Origin of the sequence: Pseudomonas sp. BO3-4 (assembly GCF_034044115.1) — a bacterium.
Lineage (GTDB): Bacteria > Pseudomonadota > Gammaproteobacteria > Pseudomonadales > Pseudomonadaceae > Aquipseudomonas > Aquipseudomonas alloputida.
Genome location: NZ_CP139018.1, coordinates 3,380,849 through 3,395,787 on the forward strand (window position 1 = coordinate 3,380,849; position 14,939 = coordinate 3,395,787).

General features: G+C 51.9%; 11 protein-coding genes and 4 pseudogenes. All 15 read right to left on the reverse strand.

Annotation, left to right across the window (positions count from 1 at the left end):
* Window positions 1-80: 80 nt before the first annotated feature.
* A pseudogene (locus tag REH59_RS15735) lies at window positions 81-395 on the reverse strand (hypothetical protein); the annotation flags it as partial.
* A gap of 349 nt (window positions 396-744) precedes the next feature.
* On the reverse strand, window positions 745-1,434 hold the full coding sequence (locus REH59_RS15740; protein ID WP_014861434.1) for a hypothetical protein: 690 nt from the start codon (window positions 1,432-1,434) through the stop codon (window positions 745-747).
* A 260-nt stretch (window positions 1,435-1,694) separates the two neighbouring features.
* Complete coding sequence (locus REH59_RS15745) at window positions 1,695-2,330, reverse strand: PAAR domain-containing protein (RefSeq protein WP_320450322.1); 636 nt, start codon at window positions 2,328-2,330, stop codon at window positions 1,695-1,697.
* A 266-nt stretch (window positions 2,331-2,596) separates the two neighbouring features.
* Window positions 2,597-2,866, reverse strand: a pseudogene (locus REH59_RS15750) (hypothetical protein); the annotation flags it as partial.
* A 134-nt stretch (window positions 2,867-3,000) separates the two neighbouring features.
* Window positions 3,001-3,411: an NTF2 fold immunity protein gene (locus REH59_RS15755; RefSeq protein WP_240459517.1), complete on the reverse strand. Its 411-nt coding sequence runs from the start codon at window positions 3,409-3,411 to the stop codon at window positions 3,001-3,003.
* Between the two features lie 121 nt (window positions 3,412-3,532).
* The gene (locus REH59_RS15760; protein ID WP_014861436.1) at window positions 3,533-3,958 is read right to left on the reverse strand and encodes a tetratricopeptide repeat protein; all 426 of its coding nucleotides are present in this window, start codon (window positions 3,956-3,958) and stop codon (window positions 3,533-3,535) included.
* Between the two features lie 3 nt (window positions 3,959-3,961).
* Complete coding sequence (locus tag REH59_RS15765; protein ID WP_014861437.1) at window positions 3,962-4,390, reverse strand: hypothetical protein; 429 nt, start codon at window positions 4,388-4,390, stop codon at window positions 3,962-3,964.
* Between the two features lie 367 nt (window positions 4,391-4,757).
* Window positions 4,758-6,322, reverse strand: a pseudogene (locus tag REH59_RS15775) (RHS repeat-associated core domain-containing protein); the annotation flags it as partial.
* 216 nt (window positions 6,323-6,538) lie between these two features.
* Entirely contained in the window at window positions 6,539-7,009 is a 471-nt protein-coding gene (locus REH59_RS15780; RefSeq protein WP_121783545.1) for an SMI1/KNR4 family protein, read from the reverse strand.
* A gap of 9 nt (window positions 7,010-7,018) precedes the next feature.
* Window positions 7,019-7,294: an HNH/ENDO VII family nuclease gene (locus REH59_RS28795; protein WP_240459597.1), complete on the reverse strand. Its 276-nt coding sequence runs from the start codon at window positions 7,292-7,294 to the stop codon at window positions 7,019-7,021.
* Window positions 7,295-7,393: 99 nt separating this feature from the next.
* Window positions 7,394-9,244: pseudogene (locus tag REH59_RS15785) on the reverse strand (RHS repeat-associated core domain-containing protein); the annotation flags it as partial.
* Window positions 9,245-9,383: 139 nt separating this feature from the next.
* Window positions 9,384-9,794, reverse strand: a complete 411-nt coding sequence (locus tag REH59_RS15790; RefSeq protein WP_320450323.1) for an NTF2 fold immunity protein — start codon at window positions 9,792-9,794, stop codon at window positions 9,384-9,386.
* Window positions 9,795-9,956: 162 nt separating this feature from the next.
* Window positions 9,957-10,082, reverse strand: coding sequence for a hypothetical protein (locus tag REH59_RS15795; RefSeq protein ID WP_014756626.1), 126 nt, complete (start codon window positions 10,080-10,082; stop codon window positions 9,957-9,959).
* Window positions 10,083-10,197: 115 nt separating this feature from the next.
* Complete coding sequence (locus REH59_RS15800) at window positions 10,198-10,728, reverse strand: DUF4303 domain-containing protein (RefSeq protein ID WP_231138372.1); 531 nt, start codon at window positions 10,726-10,728, stop codon at window positions 10,198-10,200.
* Between the two features lie 13 nt (window positions 10,729-10,741).
* Window positions 10,742-14,938, reverse strand: coding sequence for an RHS repeat-associated core domain-containing protein (locus tag REH59_RS15805; protein WP_320450324.1), 4,197 nt, complete (start codon window positions 14,936-14,938; stop codon window positions 10,742-10,744).
* Window position 14,939 lies beyond the last annotated feature (1 nt).

Below are 14,939 nucleotides of genomic sequence, written 5' to 3' on the forward strand. Positions count from 1 at the left end.
GCGCGAGTGACGCGGGATCACAAACGAATGTGGTTCCGCCCAGCGGAACCAGTCGGGGGGAGAAGCGGAATGGGTGCGGAGCTGGAGTCGTAGGTAAAGCTGTACGTGGCGTTGTTTTCGTTGGCCAGCGCGGTCAGGCGAATGGCCTTATCGTACTCGTAGCGAACCCGCTGGCCCTTGGCATCCTGGCGGCTGCTCGGCAGGCCACGGGCCGTGCGCATCAGGCGAGTGGTCTGGCCCTTGCCGTCGGTGTGGCTGAGCACCTGACCGTAGACGTTGTAGGTGAAGCTTTCCGTGGTGCCGTTCGGGTGGCTGATGCGCAGCACTTCGCCGTCGGGCTTGCGCGCCAGCGTGGTGGTCTTGTTCAGCGCATTAGTTAAGTTAGTCAGATGACGTAAAAACTAAGAATTTGCAAGAAAATGATAGCTCTCCCCAAGCGATTACACACTACGAATTTTTAAAAATCAAAACCACACAGCATACGAACTAATTAAACCTTATTTCAAAACAACAGCACGAAGCCATCGTCGTAGGTGAATTGCTAATGGGTTTCCAGATTGAGCTTGATAATCAAGCGACCAATGGTGGCGCGCGCGAACAGACTGCGGCCTTACGGCACTCTCTGTTCGAGCCGTAGCCAATGTCAACCCTGGCTTCGGCAAGCAAGAAAAATCACGGCACATTGAAAACGGGGCGAAGCCAGTAGTTCAATCAACACCTCAGCATCGCCATAATTAACAATAATCAATGAAATTTAACTATCAACTCATTACGAGACTTAGTATCCTCTAGGAATATTGCCATCCATGCATCCATAACTTCAAAAATATCAATCCCCATTTCTGGAGTCACAGGATCTTCATGCCACCATATCAAGCCTTCCGTATCATCTTGCTTGTCGGCCTCTACCGCGACATAGTCTCCGGCGCCATTCGAGAATACCGTAATCCACTTATCAGCAAAAGAGTCGTCCTCCTCATCAACTAAGTCGGAAACACGTGACTGGTCACTAAGGCATTGCGGCCCCATTGAGCGCGCTGGAAAGAAAGTGTACCCATCATGCACTTCACGATAAAAATCTTGAAGCCTACTGGGAAGGTGCTTGAATTCCCCAGCCTCAGCCCTTTCCACAGGCCTCCCTCCTACATAATAGTAGAAACTGGCGCCATCATGAAAGACATACACCATTTCAATCTCAGCATCTATCAATAATACGGTGCCCAGCAGGCAGTCCTTGAACAGCGCGAGCGTTGTTGGAAACTCATTTAAAAATGAATTCCAACCTTCAGGATATACAGGCGCAAGACCAAGACCAAAACCCTCCCAACTTGCGGGCAAGACGACATCTTGAGGAATGTCTTTGAGTTCAAAGCACAACTTACGGCCAGAAAATTCAACACTGAGATCTTGCAAAATATCATCAAGAGCAATCATTTAATTTCTCCTACAAGACACCAGATATCATTTCTTGCAACCAAACTTCCAATTTCATCGCTCGATCCATCATACTACTTCTGAAACCAGGATCAACATCTACTCCACCTTTTTTATACTGAGTCCATTCTGAGTAGGTTTTAGCGACGCGCGAGGTATTAGCAGTTTCACTCAACCCATGAAAATTGGGCTTGTAATTCAATTTCTCGACTTGCTATTCAATGTCAATTTATCAAATCCTTTCACTTCTGTAATCGTCTTCATCGGGACGATATGATCAGCATGCAGCGGCTTTGTAACTTCCAGGCCGGCAGCGCTGGATCCTTCATGGGTAATACAACATCCTTATTCACCATCGTCTGGATTTCTCTGCTGGGCGTCTTCGCTCGCAACTTCTGGTAAAGCTGTGGAGATACTCCTTTCTCAGGTGTAAGTGGAGATGCAACCCGTCTAACAACTTTAACATTCCCGAGGTTAGAACCGAAACCATGAGACCGGATCTCATATCGGGCGTCAAATGCTTTTCCGCCTTTCGCGCCTAGCCCACCTCCTAACAGAGCCCCACCAAACGCCATCAGCTTCTGGCCATCAGAGCCCTCACCAAAAAGCTCGCCGCCAGCCCAATGTCCAGCCATTCCGCCAGCAATACCACCTGCCAACCCCGCCATCACCAACACTGGACTTGCCAGTACAAAAGCACTAGCCAGCCCCAACGCCACCACCGAACGCACAAGCCAAACAGGAACTTCCGGGTCAATTGCATCAGTCGTCGCTGTTCCTCCTCCTATACACACATTAGGGGAGCCAGCACTTATTTTTGCATCACAAACTCTCCGATCACCGACTCGAGCCGCAGGCTGACCATTGATATAAACCGAGTCACTACCCTGGGCCAATATCTCAGCTGGCAACTTAGTCTTTAGTGCCAGGTTTATAAATTACATCAGACCGACCTGAGTTCATCATGAGTGAGCACCAATTACCAGGATATCTGAAATCAGGATGAATCGTCTGCCCTTCAGCACTCAGCACTGCTTGCCTAATAATTTCGGCGTGCTGCTACGCGGAATTTGTTCGTGCCCCCTGTAGGCTTAAGGCCCGTTCACCATGTGGACGTAGCAGGTAGTACGATAATTAATCTGAACAAATCTTGATCAACGATATTGACCAGTACGGTCAGGCGCAGGGCCTTGTCGTATGAGTAGCGGATCCACTCGCCCTTGGCGTCCTGGCGGCTGCTTGGCAGCCCGCGCGAGGTACGCTGCAAACGGGTGGTCTGGCCTTTGCCGTTGGTGTGGCTCAGTACCTGACCAAGGGTGTTGTAGGTGAAGGTTTCTGCAGTGCCGTCCGGGTGCTTGATGCGCAGCACTTCGCCGTCGGGTTTGCGCTCCAGCGAAGTGGTCTGGTTCAGCGCATTAGTGACGGTTGTCAGATCACATAAAAAATAAGAACTTGCAAGAAATGATTGCTCTCTCCAAGTGACTACATGCTACTAATTGTTAAAAAACAAAATCACACAGCAAATAAACCAATTCGATTTTCTTGCCAAACCGAAAACACGAAACCTTACAGCGGCGAACGAAGCCATTTATCATCAAAACTTAAAACTTCTTTTTTCTTTATTCTCCAGACACCATCTTTAGACACCAAATACATCTTAGAGCATGTTTCAGCACCTTTAGTTTGCTGCACTTGAATTGTCAGCGCTTTTCCACCCCCATCCAAAATCTCTAACTCATCAGTCGCAGGATCATAAGTGGCCGGCTTAGTGCACCCAAGATCGACAAGTCGCCCATAATTAGACTTATCCTTAACGGCATATTTATCAAGTATCTCTTCAAGTTGATTTGCATACTTTTCTTTTAGCTGAGAATCTTCTACCCCCTGAGCCAGGCTTTTTTTACGCTGGTCAAAGAACTCAGTCTCCCAGCAGTTCATTTCCCTCATGAAGGCTACTAGTTCACTAGGAGGATTCATAACTAAATTTTCCCTTAGTCATATTAATTCGCAAAAATACCTTCAAGGATTTTCTCACCTTGACGATACTCGTCATAGGTTGACAATGATAAAATCTAGCCCCAAAAAACAGACGTTACATTCATGCCATACCTAATACAGATTCAACGGCGCTAAAGTATTTTTTATCTTGGCCCCTGAAAATATCTACCCCTTCCAAAAAATATGCTTTGCATAAATAATCCAACGCATCTGAATTTTCTTGTTCGTATAGACACTCGCCTAGACGTAGAATTACGAACGCATTCTGTGCGCCGTCCGGGCCGTTGGCAGCTTCAAAAAACTCGCTCAAGGCCCGACTATAGTCCTGCATAAAAAATAGAGCGTCCCCAATACTGGCCTTCAACCAAACGAACGCCTCCCACTGCTCGACGGGTTCAGGCAGTTTGACCAAGGCAGCCGTGAACGCTTCGACAGCATCAGGATATCGACCTTTTTCCATCAGCAGATCACCCTGTTCACTAAGAACCAGTATCTCCTCATGAACCTGATCTGGTAAAAATCCCATTCTTTAACCTTTGAAACCAGCAAAGAAGGCGAGATATTTTTTATCAAATCCCTTGAATGCTCTTTCGCCGCCCATATCGAAAGCTTTTTTCATTTCGTCAAATGCATATCCCTCCTCACCCAACCCGAGAAAACATGCACCAAGAATAATAAAACTGGACGTTTCTCGAGGTGGTTTCGACTCAACCGCCTTGAGCGCCCATATCTTCGCACTTTCATAATCTTGCTGCTTTAAATAGACCTCGGAACTGCATTTTCCGATCCAGTGGGAAAGATCCCACTGCTTTTTTGGGTCGGGAAGCATACTCCACGCTTCTTTGTACTTTTCTAAAGCAGCCTGATAAGCCCCTTTCTCTTGCAGTTCATTTCCAGACTCCATAGCCGCTACTATTCTTTGAGACAACTGCAAGTTCACTTCCGACAAATCTTTCATAAACACCTCAATACTGAAAACTTTCGTGCGGACCAACAATATTATCTGGCGACCGACAAAACTGATTTAATTTTGCACCTGCCGACCTGTTGTACGAATAATGCTCTAGCTCATAGTTCTTCGGATCAAGCATCCACTTTCCAACCTCCTTAGACTTAGCTCCAAAGAACCCACCTCTATCATTCCAATATGTTACCGCATCATACTTATGTGCCATATCGGCCTATCGAACCGGATACCAATGCTTATCGGTTGAGCTTTTAAATTCCATCGAGTCACCTTTACCTCTAATTCGACCCTCGCCCCTCATATTTTCAATTACTTTTCGGCCGGTCCTGCTAGATTTGCCCGGAGTTCTGCCCAGATACTCTGTTCGACAGCATAGCCCCCAAGGATCAATCCATCCAGTGGTACTAGGTGCAAAAATGTATAAATTATCACCACCGAGCAAGCTTATAGGGTCATGAGAAATAAATCGTCCAATTTAAGGATCATAATATCGGAACGTATTGTAATGAAGCGCCGTTTCAACATCAAAGTACTGGCCCTGGAACCGTAGATTCTGCTCGACTTCATTGACCGTCAGTTGCTCAATCGCCCCCCAAGACCGATACGTCGCCTGCCAGACGATCCCACCCTCGCTATCCGTCAACTCCAACGGCGTACCAATCTGGTCAGTATGGAAGTAATAAAGCTTCTGCACTTTCCATTCCATCTGATCGACTCGCGCCAATGGCGCATAACTACCCGGCTCATACAGGTATAGAATGCTCTGCCCAGGCGTCTCCTCGCGCAGCATCCTCAGCCCTTGCCAGAGGAAGCGCTTCTGCTCGGTGGTGCCGTTATTTTCCGCCTGCTTGGCCACCCGCCGCCCAAGTCTGTCGTACCGGTACTCGCCTCGGCTTTCCAGCTTGCCATTGACCAACGTCTCCGCCCGCACCAGCCGGCTCTCGCAGTCATAGTTAAAACTCTGCAGCTTGCTATGCCCCGAGCGCTTCTCGATCAGGTTGCCCCACGGGTCGTAGCGGTATTCCTGGTCCCGCAAATGCGTTATCCGGTTGTCCTTGAACTTTGCAAACTGCCACGCATTGAAATCCAGGCGGTTCTCCGCTGTCGTAGCGAAACTCTTCGCTGCCTATCAGCGAGCCGGTATCGCGGCTGCGCAACTGACCATTGGCCTCGTACTCGTATTTGGTCTCTCCACGCAGCTTGTCGAGCGTTCGCACCAGTTCTCCCGCCGGGTCGTACTGATAACGGCGATGAATCGGGTTATAGGCATGCTCCACCAGCAGCGAGGTATTGATACCGGTGTTATGCACCTGCGAGAGTTTGTCGGACGGCAGGGTCGACGCAAACTGCCAGGCCTTGCCCCCCATCGCGTCGTAGCCAAAGCAACTGGTGAGCTTGCCTTGGGTGCGGTACACCTCGCGGTGCAGGTCTCGTAGGTGTATTCCAGCTTTTCTTCCGCGATCCCAAGCTGCTTGCCGATCCCGGTCGGTTGCCGCTCGATGCTCAGCAAACGGTCACCGTCGTCGTATGCGAATGTCTGGCTCGCATCACGGTTGATCTTGGCAACCAAACGACCAATGGCATCACGCTCGAACAGCGTATAGCGCTCGGGCCGCTCTTCATTTTCGCCATAGCCAATCTCATCCAGTCGTGTGAGATGGCCACCGACGTTGTAGCTGAAACGCCGGGTCAGGTTATCCACCCGCACTTCCTCGCTTAGCCGGTCCGACGCGTCATAGGCAAAGCAGTTGGCCGCGCTGTTCTCGTTGACCAGTGCGGTCAGGCGCAAGGCCTTGTCGTACTCATAGCGGAGCCACTCGCTCGTGGCGTCCTGGCGGCTCTTAGCAGCCCCCGCGAGATACGCTACAATCGAGTAGCCTGGCCTTTGCCATCGCGGGGACCCAGTACTTGGCTGAGGTTATTATTGGGATAGGAAACCAATATTCAGATCCATGCCTACTTCACTTATAAATGACACCTGAGACAAGACATTAATCATCTTCACCTAAGCCCTAAAGATAGCAAACCTTGCCCCAACTCATAAAAATTGCGCAACGATACAACTACAAACCACTTATTCGACAACTTTCAACCAACATACACCTACATAGAAGCCAGCCAAAATAAATTCACTACAACTCAAAGCTCCCTAATCGCTTGCCTAATCGAGTCAACAAAAAACTCCTCAAAACTTTGATAAATTACATTTTTTTCTTTGGTTCGCTTGAACGAAAGCTGAGTTTCAACTATGACCGGCTCTCCAGTAGCTCCGAGAGTCGAGACATCTATGGAATAAATCGGACCATAGCCAGAAGCTTTCACTACAATCATCGACTCATTTGCATCGCCATCAGCTCTAGCACTTTTTGTGGCAAAAACCACGTTAGGAACAGACGTTGCACCAATACCGCTCTTGGTTATACCATAGTAAGTATCACCCGCAAACGACAGCGCACCATATTTCTTCAAAAACAGTTTATATGATAATGGAAAATTAACACCAAGAGCTTTCTCAAAGTCTGCTATCGCTTCATCCGATGCCCCCCCTGCGTATGCGGGGTCTTCCCCGCTGGCGTTGATTTCAGATTCTATAATATCTATATAGCTCATTTTATATCCTCAAAAATCCAAGGCTCTGGCTTTCCAATAAGATTTCTTCCAAGTATTGAATGGACCGCGATTCATGCTTGGCGGCGCGCTGTTATAAACACGTCTTAATCCATCACTTCCCACCCAACTTTTATCCCACTGGTTAGAATATATATGCACCACCCTGTCGTGCTTAGAATGGAAACTGCTTAGAACCTCAGCCATCGGACCAGGTTCATCTTGGGTAAGATGATGAAGATTTACTTCTTTCCCATCCTTACCGATAGGCGCGTCCCCCTTCTTCATTCTCTGTATGTTAGTACGTCCCAGCTCATCCACACGATGCGGATCAAATATATCATTACGCTGATAAACTTTCCGGCCCGCTACACTTTTCGGTGTCCAGCATGCCCACCCAAGCGGGTCAACCCAAGAATTAGGATTAGGGGCAAATCCATAAAAATTAATCCCCCCACTTAAACCAATTGGGTCTTGGGTCGTAAATCTTCCTACTTCGGAGTCATAATATCGGAAAGTATTGTAGTGCAAATAGCTTTCACAATCAAAGTACTGCCCTTGAGATCTAAGGTTCTGCTCAACCTCACTAACAGCTAGCTGGTCTACAGCCCCCCAAGAACGGTAAGTAGCCTGCCAAACAATCTCACCCTCGCTATCGGTCAGCTCCAACGGGGTACCAATCTGGTCCGTATGGAAGTAATAGACCTTCTGCTCTTCCCCTTCAACCTGATCGACCCGCGCCAACGGCGCATAGCTACCCGGCTCGTACAGGTACAAGATGCTCTTCGCAGGCGTTTCCTCCCGCAGCATCCTCAGCCCCTGCCAGAGGAAGCGCTTCTGTTCGACCTCGCCATTGATTTCAGCCTGCTTGGCTATTCGCCTCCCCAAGCTGTCGTAACGGTACTCGCCTTGACTTTCCAGCTTGCCATTGACCAACGTCTCCGCCCGCACCAGCCGATTCTCACAGTCATAGGCGAAGTGCTGCAGCTTGCTGTGCCCAGAGCGTTTCTCGATCAGGTTGCCCCACGGATCGTAGCGGTATTCCTGGTCCCGCCACTGTTTGATCCGGTTGTCCTTGACCTTGGTAAACTGCTGCGCATTGAGATCCAAGCGGTTGGCTGCCGGGTCGTAGCGGAACTCCTCGCTGCCGATCAACGAGCCGGTATCGCGACTGCGCAACTGGCCGTTGGCTTCGTATTCGTATTTGATCTCGCCACGCAGCTTGTCGAGGGTACGCACCAGTTCACCGGCCGGGTCGTACTGATAACGGCGGTGGATCGGGTTGTAGGCGTGCTCGACCAGCAACGAGGTATTGATGCCGGTGTTGTGCACCTGCGAAAGCTTGTCGGCCGGCAAGGTCGAGGCAAACTGCCAGGCCTTGCGCCCCATGGCGTCATAACCGAAGCAACTGGTGAGCTTGCCCTGGGTCCGGTACACCTCACGGTGCAGGTCATCGCGCTCCATGTCACTGATGACCTGGCCATCCAGGTTCAGCTGGTGCAGGTGGCCGCTTCCGTAGTACAGGTGATTGACCTTGCGCCCATCCGGCAGGGTCAGCGTGGTCAGGTTGCTGAGTGGGTCGTACTCGTAGCCGAGCGTGCCGTCAGGGGTGATTTCTTGGGTCAGACGGCCGAGCAGATCGTAGGTGTATTCCAGCTTTTCTTCCGTGATCCCAAGCTGCTTGCCGATCCCGGTCGGTTGCCGCTCGATGCTCAGCAACCGGTCACCGTCGTCGTATGCGAATGTCTGGCTCGCATCACGGTTGATCTTGGCAACCAAACGCCCAATAGCATCACGCTCGAACAGCGTATGGCGCTCGGGCCGCTCGGCATTTTCGCCATAGCCAATCTCATCCAGTCGTGTGAGATGGCCACCGACGTTGTAGCTGAAACGCCGGGGCAGGTTATCCACCCGCACTTCCTCGCTTAGCCGGTCCGACGCGTCATAGGCAAAGCGGTAAACCGCGCTGTTCTCGTTGACCAGTGCGGTCAGGCGCAGGGCCTTGTCGTACTCATAGCGGATCCACTCACCCTTGGCGTCCTGGCGAATGCTTGGCAGCCCGCGCGAGGTGCGCTGCAAACGGGTGGTCTGGCCTTTGCCGTCGGTGTGGCTCAGTACCTGACCAAGGGTGTTGTAGGTGAAGGTTTCCGCAGTGCCGTCCGGGTGGTTGATGCGCAGTACTTCGCCGTCGGGTTTGCGCTCCAGCGACGTGGTTTGGTTCAGCGCATTAGTTACGGCAGTCTGATCACATACAAAATAAGAATTTGCAAGAAGATGATAGCTCTCTCCAAGCGACTACATAATATTAATTGTTAAAAAACAAAAGCTTGCAGCAAAAAACCAATTAACCTTCTTACCAAACCAAAAGCACGAAACTTTACAGTGGCGAGCGGCGCCATTTATCATCAAAACTTAAAACTTCTTTTTTCTTTATTCTCCAGACACCATCTTTAGACACTAAATACATCTTGGAGCATGTTTCAGCACCTTTAGTTTGCCGCACTTGAATTGTCAGCGTTTTTCCACCCCCATCCAAAACCTCTAACTCATCAGTGGCAGGATCATAAGCGGCAGGTTTAGTGCACCCAAGATCTACAAGCCGCCCATAGTTAGACTTATCCTTAACGACATATTTATCAAGTATCTCTTCAAGTTGTTTTGCATACTTTTCTTTTAGCTGAGAATCTTCTATCCCATGAGCCATGTTTTTTTTACGCTGGTCAAAGAACTCAGTCTCCCAGCAGTTCATTTCCCTCATGAAGGCTATTAGTTCACTAGGAGGATTCATAACTACATTTTCCCTTAGTCATTTTAATTCGCAAAAATACCTTCAAGGATTTTCTCACCTTGACGATACACGTCATAGGTTATGGAAGTCGGTCGCGCCCCCCAGCTCGATGGCGTAAAGTTCGCCACCGTAGTCGCGGCAGGCGACCACGCGGTGGTGGGCTCACGGCTTGCCGCCCTGGGTTTGACAACGGTAGTGGCAGCCCAGCCCCAGCGCGTCGCTGTGGGTCACCGTCAAGCCGTCGGCGTAGCTGAAGCTGCGCACGGTGTCGCCGTTGCAGTTGATCACCGCGCTCAGCTGGCCGTGAGCGCTCTCACTAAATTCAAAGCCGAATGTTAATGCTCGATACTATGTTCCCGATTTTGTGAAGCCCGCCCGCCATTATGCGCCCCAGCAACAGCGCTCAACCATCAAACCTTCTGATAAAATAGTTATATTTTTCTGAAGAATTGAGAAGTTCAGCTGTTTTATTTTCAAGCTCTTCTGCATTATCATCATCCGTAACGGTGACAAAGAGAATTGGCTCCTGAATCTTGAAGGAGGTGAAGAAACCTTCCCTCCGCAGAGAACTTAAAATATTGACCATGAGGGAGTGCAGCTTTTCTTTAAAACGTGAGATATCGCTTCGATCACTTGCCTCTCTCAGGTCCTTACAAACATCTTTGAAATACTCCCCCTTCCACCCCTCGTATTTCCATTCCGAAGAAGCCCACTTATAGTAGGGCATCAGCTCTTCACGCTCCTCTTCACCTTCCCCCTCAAGTTTCTCCTCGAGTGCCTCAACGGAATTAACCGCGACCGCCATGGTCATAGCGCTACTATCCGTATAAAGCGCGCAAGCGTAGAACTGCTCATCCGGATGTTCCGCACTCAAATCTTGCAGAGCTTTCGTAACTAAGGTTAAAGCTGTGCTCTCTAATGCATGCCAATTCATTGCGCTCTCCTGTTCATCCACCAAAAACTTCTACACCAATTTTTTGCAACTCGCCTTTCATGGCAGCAACAGCTTTACTAAAAGACATATCTTGCGCCATGATTACTTTATCTGCAGCCTCCAGCTTACTAGCTACCATTCTTGCATTTGCAATGGTGTGGCCTTGGTTTTCAGCCCACATCATCGCAGATGTATCATGTACGGGATCAATCTTATACTTCGAGAGAACAGCCCTACTACGCTCAAGCGCCTTCTGCATTGCAGGAGAGCGGGCGAACTCACCTTTGAATACTATGTGGTGAGCATGAGGTCTCTCCATGGTAACTGGTGGGCGAGTACCCGTCCTGCTCGAGTAATAAGCGCCCCAGTCCTTGTCAGCACAAAGCCCCCATGGATCTACCCAACTGACGGGGTTGCTAGCGTAGCCGTAAAAATTGCAACCACCTAATATACCGATGGGATCTTGGCTATTGAAACGGCCTATTTCAGGGTCGTAGTACCTGAAAGTATTATATTGCAGTCCAGTTTCATTATCTGAGTACTGCCCCTGGAAGCGTAAATTTTGTTCGACATCATCGACAACCAATTGCTCTATCGAACCCCAAGACCGATACGTCGCCTGCCAAACAATCTTGCCCTCACTGTCCGTCAACTCCAACGGCGTACCAATCTGATCCGTATGGAAGTAATAGACCTTCTGCTCTTCCCCTTCAACTTGATCGACCCGCGCTAACGGCGCATAGCTACCCGGCTCGTACAGGTACAAGATGCTCTTCGCAGGCGTTTCCTCCCGCAGCATCCTCAGCCCCTGCCAGAGGAAGCGCTTCTGTTCGACCTCGCTCTTGATTTCAGCCTGCTTGGCCACCCGCCGCCCAAGGCTGTCGTACCGGTACTCGCCTCGGCTTTCCAGCTTGCCATTGACCAACGTCTCCGCCCGCACCAGCCGGTTCTCGCAGTCATAGCTAAAGCTCTGCAGCTTGCTGTGCCCCGAGCGCTTCTCGATCAGGTTGCCCCACGGGTCGTAGCGATACTCCTGATCCCGCCACTGTTTGATCCGGTTGTCCTTGACCTTGTCGAACTGCCGCGCATTGAAGTCCAGGCGGTTGGCTGCCGGGTCGTAGCGGAATTCCTCGCTGCCGATCAACGAGCCGGTATCACGACTGCGCAATTGGCCGTTGGCTTCGTACTCGTACTTAATCTCGCCGCGTAGCTTGTCGAGGGTACGCACCAGTTCACCGGCCGGGTCGTACTGGTAACGGCGGTGGATCGGGTTGTAGGCGTGCTCGACCAGCAACGAGGTATTGATGCCGGTGTTGTGCACCTGCGAAAGCTTGTCGGCCGGCAAGGTCGAGGCAAACTGCCAGGCCTTGCGCCCCATGGCGTCATAACCGAAGCAACTGGTGAGCTTGCCCTGGGTCCGGTACACCTCGCGGTGCAGGTCATCGCGCTCCATGTCGCTGATCACCTGACCATCCAGGTTCAGCTGGTGCAGGTGGCCGCTGCCGTAGTACAGGTGATTGACCTTGCGGCCATCCGGCAGGGTCAGCGTGGTCAGGTCGCTGAGCGGGTCGTACTCGTAGCTGAGCGTGCCGTCAGGGGTGATTTCTTTCGTCAGCCGACCGAGCAGATCGTAGGTGTATTCCAGCTTTTCTTCCGTGATCCCAAGCTGCTTGCCGATCCCGGTCGGTTGCCGCTCGATGCTCAGCAAACGGTCACCGTCGTCATAGGTGAATCGCTGTTGTGCGTCGCTATTCAGTTTGGCGGTCAGGCGACCAATGGCATCACGTTCGAACAGCGTATGGCGCTCGGGCCGTTCGGCATTCTCGCCATAGCCAATTTCATCCAGTCGTGTGAGATGGCCACCGACGTTGTAGCTGAAACGCCGGGTCAGGTTGTCCACCCGCACTTCCTCGCTTAGCCGGTCCGACGCGTCATAGGCAAAGCAGTAGGCCGCGCTGTTCTCGTTGACCAGTGCGGTCAGGCGCAGGGCCTTGTCGTACTCATAGCGGATCCACTCACCCTTGGCGTCCTGGCGGCTGCTTGGCAGCCCGCGCGAGGTACGCTGCAAACGGGTGGTCTGGCCTTTGCCGTCGGTGTGGCTCAGTACCTGACCAAGGGTGTTGTAGGTGAAGGTTTCCGTAGTGCCGTCCGGGTGGTTGATGCGCAGCACTTCGCCGTCGGGTTTGCGCTCCAGCGACGTGGTCTGGTTCAGCGCATCGGTCACGGCTATCAGGTGCTGGCGATCATCGTAGCGGTATCGGGTACTTTTGCCCGAGCAGTCGTCGAAGCGCTCGACCTGAGCGTAGGCGTTCCACCACAGGTACTTGGACTTGAAGTTGGCATCGATGATGGTATGCGGCAGGCCGTCGTCGCTGTTGAGGTATTGGGTTTTGTTGCCCAGCGGGTCGATTTCGGTGATGAGGTTGCCTTTGTCATCGTAACGCGACTGCCACACGCTGCCGTCCGGGAAGCGGGTTTCGGTGATCAGTGGCGTGGCAAGGTGGTGCTTGTAGCTGATCTTGCGGCCCAGCGGGTCGGTTTCCTCGATCAGCCGGGAGAATTCGTCGTACTTCAGTGCGAGGCGATTGCCATCGGGCAGCTTGATGCCTACGAGATTGCCGGAAGCGTCGAAGTCCATGCCATATCGCTCGCCGCCAAAATCGCGGCTAGCGATGACCCGATTGTCCTCGTTGTACTGGATTTCCAGTTCGCGGCCCAGCACATCCGTCGCCCAGCTGATGCGCTTGGCGAAGTCGTAACGGAAGTGGTAGTGCTCGCCGTCGCTGGTCCAGTGCTCGACAACGCGCGGTTTTCCCTCGTAGGTTTCCCAACGGTAATCACAGAGCAGGCCCAGGGCATTGCTGTGGCGGGTCATGAGATTTTCGGCATAACCGAAATGGCGGACCGAATCGCCATTGCGGTTGATCACTTCAGTGAGCTGGCCGTTATCGTCGTACCGGTAATGCACCAGCGTTTCGACGGCGCTCTCACCGACCACCCGCTTGACCTCGGTGAGGCGACCGAGCGGATTGTCGTAGTGCAAGTGGACACGCACGGCACCTGGCGCAGTGATATCCGTCAGGCAGCCGTCAGCACTGCGAGTGAAGTGGAGATAGTGGCCCAGCGCATTTTCCAGGCGCTGCAAAGGGACGCCTGTATTGTCATTCGGCACTTCGCCAAAGTAAAAGAAGACGTTGTCGAGCGTCTGCAGGATGTAATGCCCACCCTCGGTGCGCACGAGGTGGATGCGCTCATGAGGGTTGTAGATGCTTTCGCCGGGTTCCAGGTCGATGAACGGAACGCTGCGGCCTTGATTGTCCGTGTGATAGACAAAACCGCCGCTACGACGCAGGCTCTGCTCCCAAGGCAGTATCCACCCCTGCCCTAGAACACTCGCTACGGTGAGGTCACTGGCATAGAAGCGAGACCATTCGATAGGCATCAACCCTGGCAGAACGAAGTCTGTCTCGTTGGGCAGAATCTTGCGGCCGTTGGTCATGTCCACAGGATTGCCGATCAAGCCACCAATGGCCCGCTCCACTGCGGGGCCGATGATGAAGCGCCCGGCGAGATAGCTTGCTGCAACGGTGGCACCAATTTGAAGCGCGCACGGGCCAGCAGCCTTGAGACCGGCCTGCAGCCCCAAGCGACCAACCGAAGCCACTGATCGCCCCATCGACGCAACAATCATCAAGATATCGACCGTGACGCGTAGCCATTCCGGCACTTCTTCATCGACGGGCAGGTAGCGCTCAGTGCCGCCGCCAATGAAGACATTGTTCGAGCCGCCGGAAATCTTGGCCCCGCAAGTCAGTTTGTCACCTTTGCGTGATGCGGCGACACCATTGATGAATACGTTAGACGAGCCTTCTGCAACCAAAACAGGCGCAGGATGTTTGTCGCACTTCGCAGTACTTAATGTCGCGTGAGCTGCATTGCGGTTGTTGATGAACACATCCGGCGAACAACCGGCAAGCTCTATCTGCCCAGCCGGTGAACTGAACATTGATCCTAGCTTCTCGCCAAGCATCGGCAGCATACCTGCACCAATGCCAATGACTGCTGCCAGCAAAAAACCACCCAGCCCGGCGGTACAGAGGGTAAAGGTAGCCGCTGTAGCGATCGCCAAGCCAATCACCGCACCCGCAAGAAACCCTGCCAAGGCACTGGTGTGTTCAATCTCGTCATGCAGCCGCGCGGCTTCGAACATA

Coding starts and splice junctions, on each gene's coding strand:
- REH59_RS15755 (WP_240459517.1), bottom strand. CDS start 3,411: ATGAATCCTCCTAGTGAACTAGTAGCCTTCATGAGGGAAATGAACTGC.
- REH59_RS15805 (WP_320450324.1), bottom strand. CDS start 14,938: ATGTTCGAAGCCGCGCGGCTGCATGACGAGATTGAACACACCAGTGCC.
- REH59_RS15800 (WP_231138372.1), bottom strand. CDS start 10,728: ATGAATTGGCATGCATTAGAGAGCACAGCTTTAACCTTAGTTACGAAA.
- REH59_RS15760 (WP_014861436.1), bottom strand. CDS start 3,958: ATGGGATTTTTACCAGATCAGGTTCATGAGGAGATACTGGTTCTTAGT.
- REH59_RS15765 (WP_014861437.1), bottom strand. CDS start 4,390: ATGAAAGATTTGTCGGAAGTGAACTTGCAGTTGTCTCAAAGAATAGTA.
- REH59_RS15780 (WP_121783545.1), bottom strand. CDS start 7,009: ATGAGCTATATAGATATTATAGAATCTGAAATCAACGCCAGCGGGGAA.
- REH59_RS28795 (WP_240459597.1), bottom strand. CDS start 7,294: ATGAAGAAGGGGGACGCGCCTATCGGTAAGGATGGGAAAGAAGTAAAT.
- REH59_RS15740 (WP_014861434.1), bottom strand. CDS start 1,434: ATGATTGCTCTTGATGATATTTTGCAAGATCTCAGTGTTGAATTTTCT.
- REH59_RS15790 (WP_320450323.1), bottom strand. CDS start 9,794: ATGAATCCTCCTAGTGAACTAATAGCCTTCATGAGGGAAATGAACTGC.